Origin of the sequence: Leptospira sanjuanensis (assembly GCF_022267325.1) — a bacterium.
Classification (GTDB): Bacteria; Spirochaetota; Leptospiria; order Leptospirales; family Leptospiraceae; genus Leptospira; species Leptospira sanjuanensis.
Genome location: NZ_JAIZBG010000001.1, coordinates 937,366 through 951,424, shown reverse-complemented (window position 1 = coordinate 951,424; position 14,059 = coordinate 937,366). Strand labels below are relative to the sequence as shown.

10 protein-coding genes are annotated in these 14,059 nt (G+C 46.9%); 3 read left to right on the top strand and 7 right to left on the bottom strand.

Annotated elements, in window-relative coordinates; translation table 11 throughout:
- Positions 1–35: 35 nt before the first annotated feature.
- The 4 genes from LFX25_RS20835 to lon all read right to left on the bottom strand — a co-directional run bounded on the left by LFX25_RS20835 (position 36) and on the right by lon (position 6,892).
- Positions 36–2,126: a methyl-accepting chemotaxis protein gene (locus LFX25_RS20835; RefSeq protein ID WP_238729145.1), complete on the bottom strand. Its 2,091-nt coding sequence runs from the start codon at positions 2,124–2,126 to the stop codon at positions 36–38.
- 279 nt (positions 2,127–2,405) lie between these two features.
- Entirely contained in the window at positions 2,406–2,888 is a 483-nt protein-coding gene (locus tag LFX25_RS04330) for a Dps family protein (protein WP_118957609.1), read from the bottom strand.
- Between the two features lie 247 nt (positions 2,889–3,135).
- Positions 3,136–4,260 (bottom strand): DegT/DnrJ/EryC1/StrS aminotransferase family protein, encoded by a 1,125-nt coding sequence (locus tag LFX25_RS04325; RefSeq protein ID WP_238729144.1) that lies wholly within the window; start codon positions 4,258–4,260, stop codon positions 3,136–3,138.
- 46 nt (positions 4,261–4,306) lie between these two features.
- Positions 4,307–6,892: an endopeptidase La gene (gene lon, locus LFX25_RS04320; protein ID WP_238731499.1), complete on the bottom strand. Its 2,586-nt coding sequence runs from the start codon at positions 6,890–6,892 to the stop codon at positions 4,307–4,309.
- Positions 6,893–6,989: 97 nt separating this feature from the next.
- Here lon and LFX25_RS04315 point away from each other — a divergent pair, with 97 nt between their 5' ends.
- Positions 6,990–7,931 carry an NADP-dependent oxidoreductase gene (locus LFX25_RS04315; RefSeq protein ID WP_238729143.1) on the top strand — a complete coding sequence of 314 codons (942 nt, stop codon included), beginning with the start codon at positions 6,990–6,992 and terminating at the stop codon, positions 7,929–7,931.
- Positions 7,932–8,025: 94 nt separating this feature from the next.
- A complete protein-coding gene (locus LFX25_RS04310; RefSeq protein WP_238729142.1) occupies positions 8,026–9,477 on the top strand; it encodes a pectinacetylesterase family protein in 1,452 nt (483 codons plus the stop codon).
- 91 nt (positions 9,478–9,568) lie between these two features.
- Here LFX25_RS04310 and LFX25_RS04305 read toward each other — a convergent pair whose 3' ends face one another.
- The 3 genes from LFX25_RS04305 to LFX25_RS04295 all read right to left on the bottom strand — a co-directional run bounded on the left by LFX25_RS04305 (position 9,569) and on the right by LFX25_RS04295 (position 13,204).
- Entirely contained in the window at positions 9,569–10,093 is a 525-nt protein-coding gene (locus tag LFX25_RS04305) for a hypothetical protein (protein WP_238729141.1), read from the bottom strand.
- 343 nt (positions 10,094–10,436) lie between these two features.
- On the bottom strand, positions 10,437–11,912 hold the full coding sequence (locus LFX25_RS04300; RefSeq protein WP_238729140.1) for a hypothetical protein: 1,476 nt from the start codon (positions 11,910–11,912) through the stop codon (positions 10,437–10,439).
- Between the two features lie 260 nt (positions 11,913–12,172).
- Entirely contained in the window at positions 12,173–13,204 is a 1,032-nt protein-coding gene (locus tag LFX25_RS04295; RefSeq protein ID WP_238729139.1) for a zinc-binding dehydrogenase, read from the bottom strand.
- A gap of 254 nt (positions 13,205–13,458) precedes the next feature.
- Here LFX25_RS04295 and LFX25_RS04290 point away from each other — a divergent pair, with 254 nt between their 5' ends.
- A complete protein-coding gene (locus LFX25_RS04290) occupies positions 13,459–14,034 on the top strand; it encodes a PaaI family thioesterase (protein WP_238729138.1) in 576 nt (191 codons plus the stop codon).
- Positions 14,035–14,059: the final 25 nt, after the last annotated feature.

Genomic DNA, 14,059 nt, shown 5'->3' with positions numbered 1-14,059 from the left:
TTTTGGGAATTGCGCGCATCCTTAAAGTAAAATCGTCAAAACTTGAACTGGGAAAGAATGGAATCCAATTCGTTGGCTTGGTGTTGAATCTTTTCCGCGACTCTGGACACTTCATCCGAATTGGACGCGATCGATTGCGACTCCGTGGTGATCAATTGAATCGTGTCCGCGATCTGATCCGTTGAAAGTTTTTGCTCCTTTGTTGCGGTTTCGATCTGCAGGGATTCCGCGGAAACTTTTCCGATCGTATCGGTGATTTGATCGACTCGATTCGTGTTTTCTTTGACGTTATTGACGAGACCGACCACTTCTTCCTGATATCGATTCGTGTTTTCGATCAAATCCAAAAGAAAGGTCACCACAAAATTGACGTTATTCGATCCTTTGTCCACCGCTTCGTGCGTGTTCGAAACGAGCCGTTCGATATCGCGTACGCTCGAAACGGAACGATCCGCAAGTTTCGAAATTTCCTCCGCGACGACCGCAAATCCGCGTCCCGCTTCTCCCGCGCGAGCGGCTTCGATCGCGGCATTCAACGACAACAGATTCGTTTGATCGGAAATTCCCGTAATCAACGTAGTGATCGAATTGATCTGCTTTGCCATTTCGCGGATTTCGTCGATGGCTTTGGTAGCCTGAAGAATCGTTTCCTTTCCTTCCACGGCGGCCGTAGCGGTTCGACGAACGGAATCGCTGAGGCTGACGAGTTTTTCACCCGCGAGTCCCATGGAGTTTTTAAGCTCACCCGACCGAATCTTTAAATCCTGCGCGTCCCGCGCCTCTCCCTCCACGGATTGAAGAACGTTCTGTAAAGAAGCCGCAATCTCTTCGAGAGCGGCGGAGGATTGTTCGGTTCCCGCGGCTTGTGACTGCGCCGATTGATTGAGGCTTCGTATGGACTCCGTTAGCTGGTTTACGATTTGATTGGAATTGCGCGCCATCCTCGAAAGCGTTTGAAACAACTCGGAAAGATAGCGCAGGAATTCGTTCGCGGTCACTGTGATTTCACCGATCTCGTTGTCGTATACCGCGTCGATTCGCAGCGTTAGATCCCTTTCTCCCATAGCTTGTTTTAATCCGAGAGTGATCTTATGAACGGGATCGATGATAGAACGTATAACAACGAAACAGAACAAAGTCGTCACGAGCAGAAGAATCAAAAGACCGGAAATCGCGGCTACGATCCGTAAACGATCGGCCCTCAATCTTTCTTCCAAAAGAACCTGAGTCGTCGAAAGAAGATCCCTTTCCAGAACCTTGTATTCGTCGACAAATACGAGCATTCGTTTTAAAAACACGTCCGCGGTTTCGGGAGATTGACCGGAAAAAGTCTTTTTGCATCGATCCAAGTTTTCCTTTACGAGCTTGTCGAGATTGCGGATTCGTTCTTCGAATTTTTCCTTGATCACTCCGTTCTGCCCGACCGATCGCTCGAGCAACGCCGTGACTTCTTTTTGATTGCTTTCGATATGATGAATCTTATTGAAAATTTGAATCGCTTCCTTGGAAAGAAAATTCGGATTTTCATTTTCCAAAAGCTGATATCCGGTTCCCCGAATCAACGCCAAGTCGCTGATTATATTCGGAATATATAATATATTTACGGAAAGAACGTAGAACGTTTCGGGATAGGAATCGAGGATCAGATTCGAATCCTGAGCCACGTAATCCTGATACTCCATCAGAAGTTTAAAGAACGGGTCGTGGGCCTGAATCACTCCTTCGATCGTCAGTGAAGAATCGGGCAGTTTCGGAAGGATTTTCCATTCTTTTCGCATGGAAGCCAGATATTCGGGAGAACGTTTCATAAATCCGATCTCCTTTTCCAATTCCTCGAGTTTGGTAAGAGAGTCTTCCACGGCCTGATTGCTTTTCTTCAGAGCATCGACGGAAGACTTTCCTTTCATCACATAATAAAAATCCTTTCTGCGATCCACGAATTTGGAATAGAGTTCGATCGCCCCGAAGAAGAAATCGATTCCCCCCACTTCCCTTCTGGTAAATTCGCTTTTGTCCATAAACTCCTTTAAGAAGAAAAAGCTCGCAAGCAAGAGCGGAACAAGGGTTGGAAGAATAACAAGAATCAGTTTTTTGATAAGGGAAAGATTGTATATTTTTTGGATCACTGGATTCGATTCCTTGAAGGAGAAGACTGAATCGGATTGGAAGAGTTTTTTCAAGAATTTATTACTTCGCGTTTTATAAAAACGGAAGAAAGAAGAATCTTGTTGGCGGGGAACCCGCGTCAGCGATGCGGAGCGTGCGCAGCAGTCGTTTCGAGCGGAGCGAGAAAGGACCGGCAGCGCGTAGCAAGCGCGGTTCTCACGCAGTGAGAAGACGCCCGCTTGCCATCGTTCGAATTCGTTTCGGGATTTTCGATTCCCGAAGAGATTTCGGTTTAAAAATTAGGCGTTATCTACGACCAACATGCTTCGCAGCATCCAAGCCGTTTTTTCATGAACCTCGAGTCTTTGCGTCAACAGATCCAAAGTCACTTCGTCCCCGCCCGCATCGGCCGCAGGCAAGAGTGCACGAGCCGTTCTGATCACCGTTTCGTGTCCTGCGACAAGATGACGGATCATATCTTCCGCATGAGGAACTCCGCCTTCCTCGTGAATCGAAGTCAATTTGCCGAGTTGATGCGAAGAACTCGGAGCGTAAAATCCAAGAGAACGAATTCGTTCCGCGATCAGATCGATCGATAACCAAAGTTCGTTGTACTGCGTTTGAAACATGAGATGAAGCGTATTGAATAACGGGCCGGTCACATTCCAATGATAGCTATGCGTTTTAAAATACAGAATGTACGTATCGGCTAATAATTTTTGCAACCCGGTATTGATCGTTTCTCTGTTTTTTTCGGAAATTCCTATATCTATGTCGTTCATATTGAGATCCCCCTGTTTCATTTTAGACTGTACCGGCAAAACGACAAGAAAAAACTTTCAAGGTCATTCAAAACCAAGTCTTTTATCATTATAGAACACGCGATCAGCATCGAAATCAATGCGGCAGATCACAAAACGTAATTTTACTTTATTAAAAAACCGTGTAGCAGGAATCCGGTTCAATTTCAGGACAGATTGTTAGATTAGAAAAATGGAGTGGAGGATTTTCCACTCCTTAAGGCTGGAATTATTTTTTCTTGGCGTTGTAAGCGCGAATCGCGGCGAAAACCTCTTCCAATTCCTCGTCCTTCATGTACGGAAATAATGGATAATTAAGAACGGAAGCGCAAATCCTCCCCGTCGTATGTTTATCGCCGAACTTGCCTTTGATATACGGCTTCGCTCCGGGTTGATCGCTCATCGCTCCCGGATAGATATTTCCGAATCCGATTCCCTTTTCCTTCAGCACATCCTGTATATGAGGACGTTCTTCGGGTGTGGAGAGAGTCACATTGCAGTATCCGTTCTCTTCGTAATCCTTAGGCGGATGAATCACTTGGATTCCCAGGCTTGGGAGTACTTCATAATATTTTTGTGCGGCCTTCCTTCTTGATACGATTCTCGCATCGAGATGTTTCAGATTGATATTTAGAAACGCTGCCTGCAGAGTATCGAGCCTGGAATTCCAACCCACGTCTCCGTACGCGTAATGCGAAATTCTTCCGTGATTGGAAAGCATTCTTACTTTGTTTGCGAGTTCCTCGTCGTTCGTAAATACCGCTCCGCCGTCTCCCGCTCCGCCCAATACTTTCGCAGGATAAAACGAGGTCGTGCTGATCAACGCGTCCTTGTAGATGGATGCGCCTTTGTATTTCACTCCATAACACTGAGCCCCGTCTTCCAAAAGCGGGATTCCCTTTGACTTGCAGAGTTTGCGGAAGTCTTCGATGCGGAAAGATCCCCATCCGTAAAGATGAACGATCATTGCGGCTTTCGGTTTTACTTTATCCACAGCCTTTTCAAATTCTGCGAAGTCCATCTGCAGATCTTCCGGATTGGTATCGATCGTATAGGGATCGGCTCCCACGTTTACTACGGCTTCAAAAGTCGCCCAGAAAGTGGAGTCAGGAAGAAGCACCGCGTCTCCCTTTCCTACACCTAACGCACGTAATGCGAGTTGAAGCGCGTCCGTTCCGTTCGCGCACGCTACGGAATATTTCGTTTCCGCCTGAGCGGCGAGATTCTTTTCCAGGAGGGAAACTTCTTCTCCTCCGATAAAACTTGCGTTTTTACTGAGAACCTTTACTTTTTCTTCCCATTCTTCCAGTAGTCCCGGTTCAAACCTTTTGATATCGATAAATGGAACGCCCATTCGGCTCTCCTGTTTTTAATTTTATACTTAAGAATATTCTAAAATACTACTTCTTCTTTTTCGGCGCCGCTTTCGAATCGGCTTTCTTTTTAGCCGCGGAATTTTTCAGATTCCCGGAAGAAGTCGCAGCCTTCTTATTCGCCGCGGTCTTTCGATTCGACGCGCTCTTTTTCATGAGCGTCTTCTGACTTGCGGCTTTGTTTGCGTTTTCACCCGAAGAATTGAGCCGAGTCCGAAACGAAGGATCCGCTTTTAATAAGAGCTTTTCGTCGAACATCAGCGCTGCGACCTCTTCGTAACGACTCACAGGAAAAAAGGTCATCCCCTTTTTCACGTAATCGGGAATCTCCTCGAGATGCTGCAGATTGTCCTTAGGATAGATGATCTTATGGATTCCCACGCGTTTGGCGGCTACGATCTTTTCGCGAAGCCCTCCGATGGCAAGAACCTCTCCCGTTAAGGTCAGTTCGCCCGTCATACCGAAACCCGCTTTGATCTTCGTATTCAAGGCAAGGGAAAGAATCGCAGTCGCCATCGTAACTCCCGCAGAAGGTCCGTCCTTCGGAGTCGCTCCGTCCGGAACGTGAAGATGGATCATCTTGTCCGAAAACAAATCGTCGTTATGTAAGAAATTCTTAATATAGCTGAGAGCGATGTTCGAGGATTCCTCCATCGTTTTGCCGATCATTCCGGTTAAGAGAATCCCGCCTTTTCCTTTTACGAAAAGGGCTTCGATCAAAAGAGTAGCTCCTCCCACCGACGTCCAAGCAAGTCCGAGCGCGGTTCCGGGAACGGTCGCGCGAACCATTCGTTCGTCCGTAAACTTGGGGACTCCTAAAAAGGTTTCGAGATCCTTTTCCCGAATGACTTTGGGGAACGGTTCCTTTCGTACGATCTTCATCGCGATCTTACGCACGAGCTTGTCCGTGACCTTTTCCAATCCGCGGACGCCGGATTCCCTCGAATACGAATCGATCAGAGCGACGACGGCCTTCTTATCGAATTCGATTCCGTACGGCGCGACTCCGTTTTTTTGGAGAACTTTTTTCCAAAGATATTTCTGAAAGATCTGAACCTTTTCATCCGTGATATATCCGGAAAGATTGATGATTTCCATTCGATCGAGTAGAATTCTGGAGATCGTATCCAAGGTATTCGCTGTCGCGATAAAAAACACATTCGAAATATCGAATGGAAGATCCAGATAATGATCCCGGAAATTTTTGTTCTGCTCCGGATCCAAAACTTCGAGCAGCGCGGAGGCTGGATCGCCTTGAATTCCCACGGCGAGTTTATCGATCTCGTCGAGAAGAATCACACAATCCTTCTCTTTTGTTATGCGAAGTGCGGAAATGATTTTTCCCGGCATCGATCCGATATACGTTCGTCTATGTCCTTTGATCTCGGCTTCGTCCCGCATTCCTCCCACGGAAAAACGGAAGAACTTTCTTCCCATCGCTTCCGCGATCGACTTTGCGATGGATGTCTTTCCGACTCCGGGCGGTCCGACTAAAAGAAGAATCGTTCCCTTTTCGTCGCTCTTGAGTTTTTTCACCGCGAGAAATTCCAGAATTCGATCCTTGATGTCCTCTAACTTGTAGTGATCCCGATCGAGCGTCCGTTTGGCTTTGTCGAGATCGATCTCCCGATTGACAGCGGGTTCCCAAGGCAAAGATTCGAGAATGTCCAAGTAATTTCGGATAACGTTGTAATCTCCGGTGTTCGGATCGGCATAGGAGAACTTATCCAGTTCCCTTGCGACTTCTTCGATGACTTCGGGATCGGCTCCGATGGATTTAAGACGTTCTAGAAATTTTTCGTATTTCTTTTCGAACTTATCGTCCTTGATTCCGAGTTCGTTTTGAATCGCCTTGAGCTGTTCTCTTAGAAAGAATTGTCTTTGTTGTTTGTCGATCTTATCCTGAATCTGATCGGAGATTTCCCTCTGGATAGATACGAGTTCGATTTCCTTTTTTAAAAACAAAAGAACCTTTTCGATTCTTTCCTTCAGAACGTTGGATTCAATGACGGATTGATATTCTTCCTTTTCGAGGTTGAGAATGGAACATACGAAATCGGCCATCTTTCCCGGCTCGTTTACGTTGAGCATCGTGAGTTTCATCTCTTCCGTAAAGAGCGGATTGTTCTGCGCGAGTTCGCGGGTCATGACGAGAAGGGTTCTCATCATCGCTTTGATCGTATTCTTAGGCGCGCCCGGTTCTTCCTCCGGATACGAAACCTTGGCGATCAACGGATCGATGCTTGTATAAGAAGAGATTTTAAAACGACGAACCGTGTTGATCAGAATATTGACCGCACCGTCCGGTAAATTCACTTTTTTTAATATTTTGGCGACAACGCCGTATTGATAGATGTTTTCGGAAGTTTCCTTTTCATTCTCCTCATCCTTTAAAAGAACGAGACCGAGAAACGAATTGCCTTTGATGGATTCTTCAACCGCTCTTTCGAACTTTCCGCTCGGAACGATCAACGGCGTGATGATGCCCGGAAACACGGGTCGGGACTTGATCGGAATTAAAAACAGTTCCGGGGGGAGAATCGAGTCCAGCGGAATGATCGGATTTTCTTCCGTTCCCGACAAATCCTCTAATGGTTCCAATTGCCCCTCCATTCCAGCATGTGTTCCGACAAAGGCCGGATTTGTCCAGGTTCCTACGCAGGAAAGGATTCTCAAATCAAATCCGTCCCATTCTCCGTCTAAAAAAATCATGAAAGCAATCCAAATGTCCCGATTCGGCGGAAAAGAAGTTCTGGAATGGGTCGAAGTTCCGACTCCGGAACCCAAGGAAGGAGAGGTTCTCGTTAAAATTCACTCGGCGGGAGTCAATCCGGTCGATTGGAAAATCAGAGAAGGCAAGCTGCAGGGGAGAATGCCGCACGAATTTCCCGTAATCCCAGGTTGGGAATTTTCGGGCGTAGTGGAAGCGCGGGGTCACGCGGCGAGACGATTCGAGATCGGAGACGAAGTTTTCAGTTATTGCAGAAGACCCACGATTTCCAAAGGCGCCTACGCGGAATGGATTGCGATCCCGGAATCGTATCTGGCGAAAAAGTCGGAGGCCATGTCGTTCGAGGAAAGTGCGGGAACTCCTCTCGCAGGTTTAACGGCATACCAATGTCTCTTTCAATTGGCCGACTGCAAAGCGGGGAATACGGTTTTGATTCTCGGAGCTTCGGGCGGCGTGGGAAGTTTCGCCGTTCAACTTGCAAAGAATGTCGGAGCTGCTGTGATCGGATTGGCCGGACCGGAAAACCAGGATTTTCTTAAGAACGAATGGAAGGTCGATCTTGCCTTGAACTACAAAAATCCGGATTGGAAGAAGGAGTTCCTACATTCTTACCCGAAGGGAGCGGACCTCGTGATGGATTTTGTGGGAGGTCCTACATTTCTCGAAGGAGTTTCCTGTCTTCATTCCCAAGGAAGAATCGTGTCCATCTTAGAAAGCGACTTCTCCGCAATTCCGAATGTTTCCGCCGCGTATCATTTCGTGGAACCCAACGCAAAACAGCTGGAAACGTTGAGTCGGCTCGCGGACGAAGGAAAACTCAAAACCTACATCAGTCGCATCTTCCCTCTTTCCAAAGCGGCGGACGCAATGGAAGAAATCGGACGGTTTCATACGAGAGGAAAGATCGTATTGAACGTTTGATTATTTTTCGGTATCGATTGACTTTCCTTTGCGGGAATCCTATAATTGGCGAGTTCAAAAAGATACAGGGGAACGAGAGATAGGAGTTCAACCGATGAAACGACGTGCAGTAACCCTCATGGCAATTTGTCTTGTTTTCGCTTTCGCCGACTGCAAGAAAAACGACGATGACGACGACAAAACGATCCTGGCTTTAGTCGTGGCGGATTTTTTATACAATCCTTATGAAAAGATCACTCCTTCGGCGGGGACGATCACCGTGGCGGGAGCAAGTTATACGAACAGAGCGTATACCCCTTCTTGTACGGGAGCCGACGGAAATACGACATTCTCCATCTACCGCAAAAAAGTAAGCGCTTCGAATAAGAAACTTCTCATCAACTTTATGGGAGGAGGAGCGTGTTGGAGCAATTATAACTGTTTCGGAAACAGCACGACGACGTATTTCAATCAGCTCAATTCCGTTCCGGATCTGTTCGTAAAACTCGCGTTTCAGGGAGTGATGAACGCGGGCAACGCTTCGAACCCATTCAAAGATTATGATGTAGTTTTTATTCCGTATTGCACGGGAGATCTTCACATCGGTTCCAAGGATATGACCTACACAAACCCGAACACCGGAACGGCTACGGTCGTCAAACACCGCGGATACGATAACGTACTCGCGACGTTGAAATACATTCAATCCGAATATACGGGTGTGGAGAATGTCTTCGTGACCGGACAAAGCGCCGGTGGATACGGAGCCTTATTGAATTATCCGATCGTACGAGAAACCGTGAAAGGTTTGAACGCCTCCGTAAAAGTGAATCTACTTTCGGATGCGTCCAACGGAGTCGTACCCGCCGGATTTTTTAACAACTTGAGCACGCAGTGGGGAGCGGACCCGAATCTACCGACATGGGTGACGGGAATCGCCGCAAACTATCTCACGACCGGAACACCGTCCATTCAGGATTTCTTTACTAAGGTTTCCACTTACTACAACGGCTCGGGAGATAAGACCGGACAATACACCGCTCTTTTTGACGGAAATCAAAGATTCTTTTACAAGGTCATGAATATCATCAACGCCGCGCCGACATATTCGGATTCGAAAACGACCGATCCTTATGATTCGAGCAAAACCTATTCGGCGTTATTCGGAGATTCGGACGGAAGTACGGCGCCGGACGGAACACCCGCTTCTACGGATGGATCCAGCTGCGGTTGGTCCCAGCAGGCTGTCACTTCTATGACGGGAATTTCGGGCGGAGCGACGAACTATTCTTATTACATCGCACCGGGGGACGTACATACGATCACTACTTCCGAGGATATGTACAACGTAAGCGCGGGAGGAACGAACTTCGTAACTTGGCTGACGACGCTTTCCACAGGAATAAAACCGGGGAACGCGAAGTGTTCCAACAACGGAGGGAATTGCGTGAATTCCAATTTGATCAAGAACAAGATCAATCTCGCGCTCGGGGTAGCAACCTCCGATCAATCCTACGCGAACGCAAGAAGTTTACTGACTACCTGCGGAACCATCACCGGTCTCTAAAAAAAGAAACCGCACGATTCTTGAACGAACTCGTGCGGATTCTCTTTCTACACAAACGAAGTAAATTCTTACTTCGACATCCATCGAAACATCAAATCGGCGTAATCGTCAAAAGAGCCGCAGTCGTGGAGATAGAGGCTCGCACGCCATTGCAGGTATATGGAGAAGTCGTTGAAACGCCCGTCACACTAATCGAATAAACCGCGTTAGCCGCAACAGTGATGTTTGCCGTTGCACCGCTCGCGGAGCTGGTGAGAACCGTGGCATTCCCGCCGTCTTTCACGAGAATTTCGAATTGATCGCGCTCCGAATTGCAACGGCTTGAGGAATGAACTTGTGTGCCGTTAACACCGGTCAATCGATACGTTCCCGCCTTCGCGAATGTCAAGGTCGGAGTTCCGTTTTTATCGCCGCACACGGTGAAAGTTTGTCCTTCCGGAACGGTAATGTTACTCGCGCCGGCGGACAATCGCGCACCGCTATTACAAGGGTTTAAAACATAACCTGCAATTAAGAGGTTCAAGAAAAGTTTATCCGATTTTTCCTCGTCGGTTTCCTTAGGTTTACATGCAATCGCCATAACCAAGATCAAAAGCGCTAAAATCGTCTTTTTCATTTTATTTGTATTCCTTCAAAGAGAGTTGACGTTTGATATATTCCCGGCAACGTTCGGATACGGTCATCGAAGGTTCCCTTTTTCGAAAAAAAATCCGAAAAAACCGTTTTTTTTAAACCGACTTAAACTGGATGAGGAATTTGGAATATGATTCCGGGTGGCGGACGGCTTCGACTCAATGTTGCTCCTTACGGTCGCAACATAATGCTTCGGTCAAGTCATTGAGTTTTCCGGACGTAGTCAACTCGACGAAACACCAATAACTTGACTCCGCATCGTTCCCCGCCGCGTTGCAAACGGAAATTTCTTACAAAAACGGCCTGATTCGGCCGTTTTTAAAATATTAAATATCCTTAATAATCAAATCCATCATGCGGATAAAAACCTTTCGGATATCGTCCCTCGCTTCCTCCGAAGGAAGAACCTTGTGATTCCAGATTTTTAAACCGAAACGGATAAAAAAATTATCCAGAAACTCGGATTCGACGTGGGTTTTCAAAAGAGTTTTGCCGCCGTCCCGGTTCCACGATAAAGCGACTTTGGTTCCTTTGTCTCCGTTTGCATGGACGAGGGTTTCGGTAAACTCGTGGATGATGGATTCCAAATTTCCGGGAATGACCAGGTTGATCGCCCAAGTGGGAATCACATAGGAAAAACCGCCCGATACGTCGAACTTTTCGATCTTATTGATCTTAAACGAAAGAGAACCGTTATCCGGATGATTTATAAAAACGCCCGAAAGAAGAATTTCAGGATTTTCTAATAAAAGGCCGTAGAGATTGGCTTCGAGCGCGACACGGACCTGAAACGGAAAATGGTTCAACGAAGGAATGGAAAAGGAATCCTCATGATACAAATTTCCTTTCGCGTCATACGGAAGAATTCTCCCGTGAGCGGTGATAAACTTGAACGAAATGTCCGGAGTTTTGGAATTCAGGCGAATCTCCGCGAGCGTTTTTCCCTTTTGATTTTCGATCTTGATGTTCACCCAACCGAGATATTTGATCGTATCGAGATAATCGCCTAACTCCTCGTAGTCGTCCGCGATGTTTCTGGAAATCGAACCCTTGAAGTTGAACTTCGTGATCGAAGATTCTCCCTTCGATTCTTTTTCGTCGGAAAGGACAAGCAGAGAATCCAACCCGAAATAATAATTCAAAAACTTACCGAGATCCGGAAACGATTTGGAAAGATCGTTCAGAACCTTTCTCGCTTCCGGATTATTGACCTTTTTAAAGATCATCGTATTCGGTGCGTCGATCTGACGAACGTTATGCGGATCTAAAAATTTCAAGCCGCCTTCCATCGCCATAACCGCGTGTTTGTGCGTAAACGGCCCGAGATGGGTGACCAGATCCAAATTTCCGGAATAGGATGTTCCGCCGTACAAAGGCTTCGGATTGTGTTTGAGGTCGAACTCCGCGCTAAAATCTCCGAACGCGGGAACGGAGATCATCTTCATTCTCTTTTCTTCGAGACTGATCTTATAACCTTCGGAGGAAAACTTCCCCTTGTACGAAACCCAATGTGTTCCGTCCTCTTCCTTTTGGAGAAATTCGGAGTGATAGAGTTTTTTAAGTTCGAACTTTTCCAGAGAAGCTTCGATGTATTTGTGGAACTCCAGCGCCTTCCCGTCGTATTGAACCTTCTTGGCGACCCCTCTCAAAAAACCGAGGAATTGTTTAGAAATCTCTCTTCCGTCGGGACCGATCGAAGGGGGAATGTCCTTGAGTGATAAAGCTCCCAAGACGGGAAAAACAAGAAGAATCGAAAGCAGAACAACCCCGCGCAGAATCAAACCTTGAAGCCGAATTCTCACAACCACCACCTTTTATATAACGATCGATATATATTACTGAAGTATTCCTCCCCAACCTAATTCCCGATTTTTAAAATGCAAGATTTTTATAACGATCGCTACACAAAAGAACGGCCCGTAGTCCGGGCGCGCAGGAGTTCCCACATTTCCGCAGAAGGTCAAATTTTGTTTTATAGGGAAAAACGCGAGAGTTCCCACGCGTATAAAGAGGCCTATTCTCTTTGAAAAGGCTCGTTGCAGTTCCTACATTTTTCGAAAACTCAAGGCTGAATAATAAACCGAATCGGATTTCCTTTTCGTTCGTCCAGAGCTTCGAGGCATTGATTCACTTCTTCCAGAGGGTGGTGCGAAGTGATCGAATGCGTAAGATTGATTTTTCCTTTTAAATACAGATCGATCAATTCCGGAATCGCACGCCGATCCGAACCGTACGAACCGGAAACGGAAATCATTTTCTCGATGAGGATAAACGGAATCTGAAACTTGAGAGGTTGTTTGCCGATTCCGACCAAAACGATTCTTCCTCCCCGATTCATCGCTCGAAGGGATTCTTCCACGTTGGACATATAGCCGGAAAAATCCGCGAGAAGATCGACTCCGCTCGTGATTTCTTTTAAGGTTTTACCAGGATTCCGAATCTCCTTCAAGTTCACCAATTCGTCGGCTCCGTATTTCGCGGCGTTTTCCAGAGACCCTTTGTCCACATCGAGAGCGATCACCTTACCGCTCGTCAACGCTCTTGCTACCGCAACCGCGTGGATTCCCAAACCGCCGCAGCCGAAGATCGCAACCGTATCTCCGTCTTGAATATTGCCTCGGTAACGAATCGCATGATACGGAGTGGAAACGGCGTCCGCAAGAATCGCTCCTTGATCGAACGGAATCGCATCCGGCAGAGAATACAAATAACGTTCCTCAACTACGTTGTATTCGGCGAAACTTCCGTCCCGATCAAAACCGAACACGCCTAGATCCTTGCAGAGATTCTCATGTCCCGATCTACATTGTTTGCAGACTCCGCAGGATGTTCCTGCCGCGATCACGACCCGATCCCCTTTTTTAAAACGACTTACGTTTTCTCCGATCTCTTCCACGACGCCGGAAGATTCATGACCGGGAACTCTCGGGTGATTTTTACACTTCATCGTTCCGTGAACCACGAGATGAACGTCGGACCCGCAAATACCGCAGGCTTTGATTTTTACTTTTACAAGTCCGGGCCCGAGCGTAGGAACGGGAACTTCGCGAATGTCTAAAATTTTTTTACCGGATTCTAAAACGGCGGCTTTCATTTTCGATTCTCCCTAACGAGACGCAACGTAGATTAAGATCGATCACGGACGAGTCAAGGTGATTTGGGGTAGAATTCGGATTCTACTTTTACGAATCCGTAAATTTCCGAGCATTCGAACGAGCGAATCTTTCCGAAATTTTCGCGGGTTTAGCACTTGAATCGGGAGCATCGGATTTTTTCATGGAGGGAGAATCGATTCGGTTGTAAAATCGGAGGAATTCTCCAAATAGAAAACTCCTTCCGGAGGAATACATGGAACCAGAGACAATCTACCGGGAGATCAAAGCGAGTCAGAACGGTCAAGACTGGCATCATACGAATTGTTTCGGCTGCGGTCCCGATAATCCGAAAGGGATTCATGCAAGTTTCCCCTTTCACGAAGAAAGCGGCGAAGTTCGATTTCCGTTTAAAATAGAAAAGGCATTCGAAGGCGCTCCGGGTTATGCCCACGGAGGAGTTCTTGCAACTCTGCTCGACGAAGCGCAAGGCGTGCTTTGTTTTCATCTCGGTCACTTCGTAATGACCGATCAGTTGTATATGCGTTATCACAAAGCGGTTCCTCTCAATGAAGAGGTGGAAGTGCGTTGTTGGGTTACGATGGTAAGAAGAAGAAGACTTTATACGAAGGCTACGATTCATCTTTCCAAAACGGGAGAACTTCTCGTTTCTTCCAAAGCCCGCTGGTACGATATGTCAGAAAGAACGATGAGAAGAATGTTCCAGGGAACCGTATTTCCGATCGACACTCTTCTGCAGGTTTTGGAAGTGAACCAGAAACGCGGTAAGGAAATCCGCAAACGGATCAAACGGGAAAAAATCGAACCTTAAGAATTCCTTCCTTCGTGGTTTTTAC

Bases quoted from the DNA above. Each gene is read 5' to 3' on its own strand.
- LFX25_RS04295 (WP_238729139.1), bottom strand. From the start codon at position 13,204: ATGAAAGCCGCCGTTTTAGAATCCGGTAAAAAAATTTTAGACATTCGC.
- LFX25_RS04325 (WP_238729144.1), bottom strand. From the start codon at position 4,260: ATGGGCGTTCCATTTATCGATATCAAAAGGTTTGAACCGGGACTACTG.
- LFX25_RS04305 (WP_238729141.1), bottom strand. From the start codon at position 10,093: ATGAAAAAGACGATTTTAGCGCTTTTGATCTTGGTTATGGCGATTGCA.
- lon (WP_238731499.1), bottom strand. From the start codon at position 6,892: ATGGAGGGGCAATTGGAACCATTAGAGGATTTGTCGGGAACGGAAGAA.
- LFX25_RS04330 (WP_118957609.1), bottom strand. From the start codon at position 2,888: ATGAACGACATAGATATAGGAATTTCCGAAAAAAACAGAGAAACGATC.
- LFX25_RS04290 (WP_238729138.1), top strand. From the start codon at position 13,459: ATGGAACCAGAGACAATCTACCGGGAGATCAAAGCGAGTCAGAACGGT.
- LFX25_RS04315 (WP_238729143.1), top strand. From the start codon at position 6,990: ATGAAAGCAATCCAAATGTCCCGATTCGGCGGAAAAGAAGTTCTGGAA.
- LFX25_RS04310 (WP_238729142.1), top strand. From the start codon at position 8,026: ATGAAACGACGTGCAGTAACCCTCATGGCAATTTGTCTTGTTTTCGCT.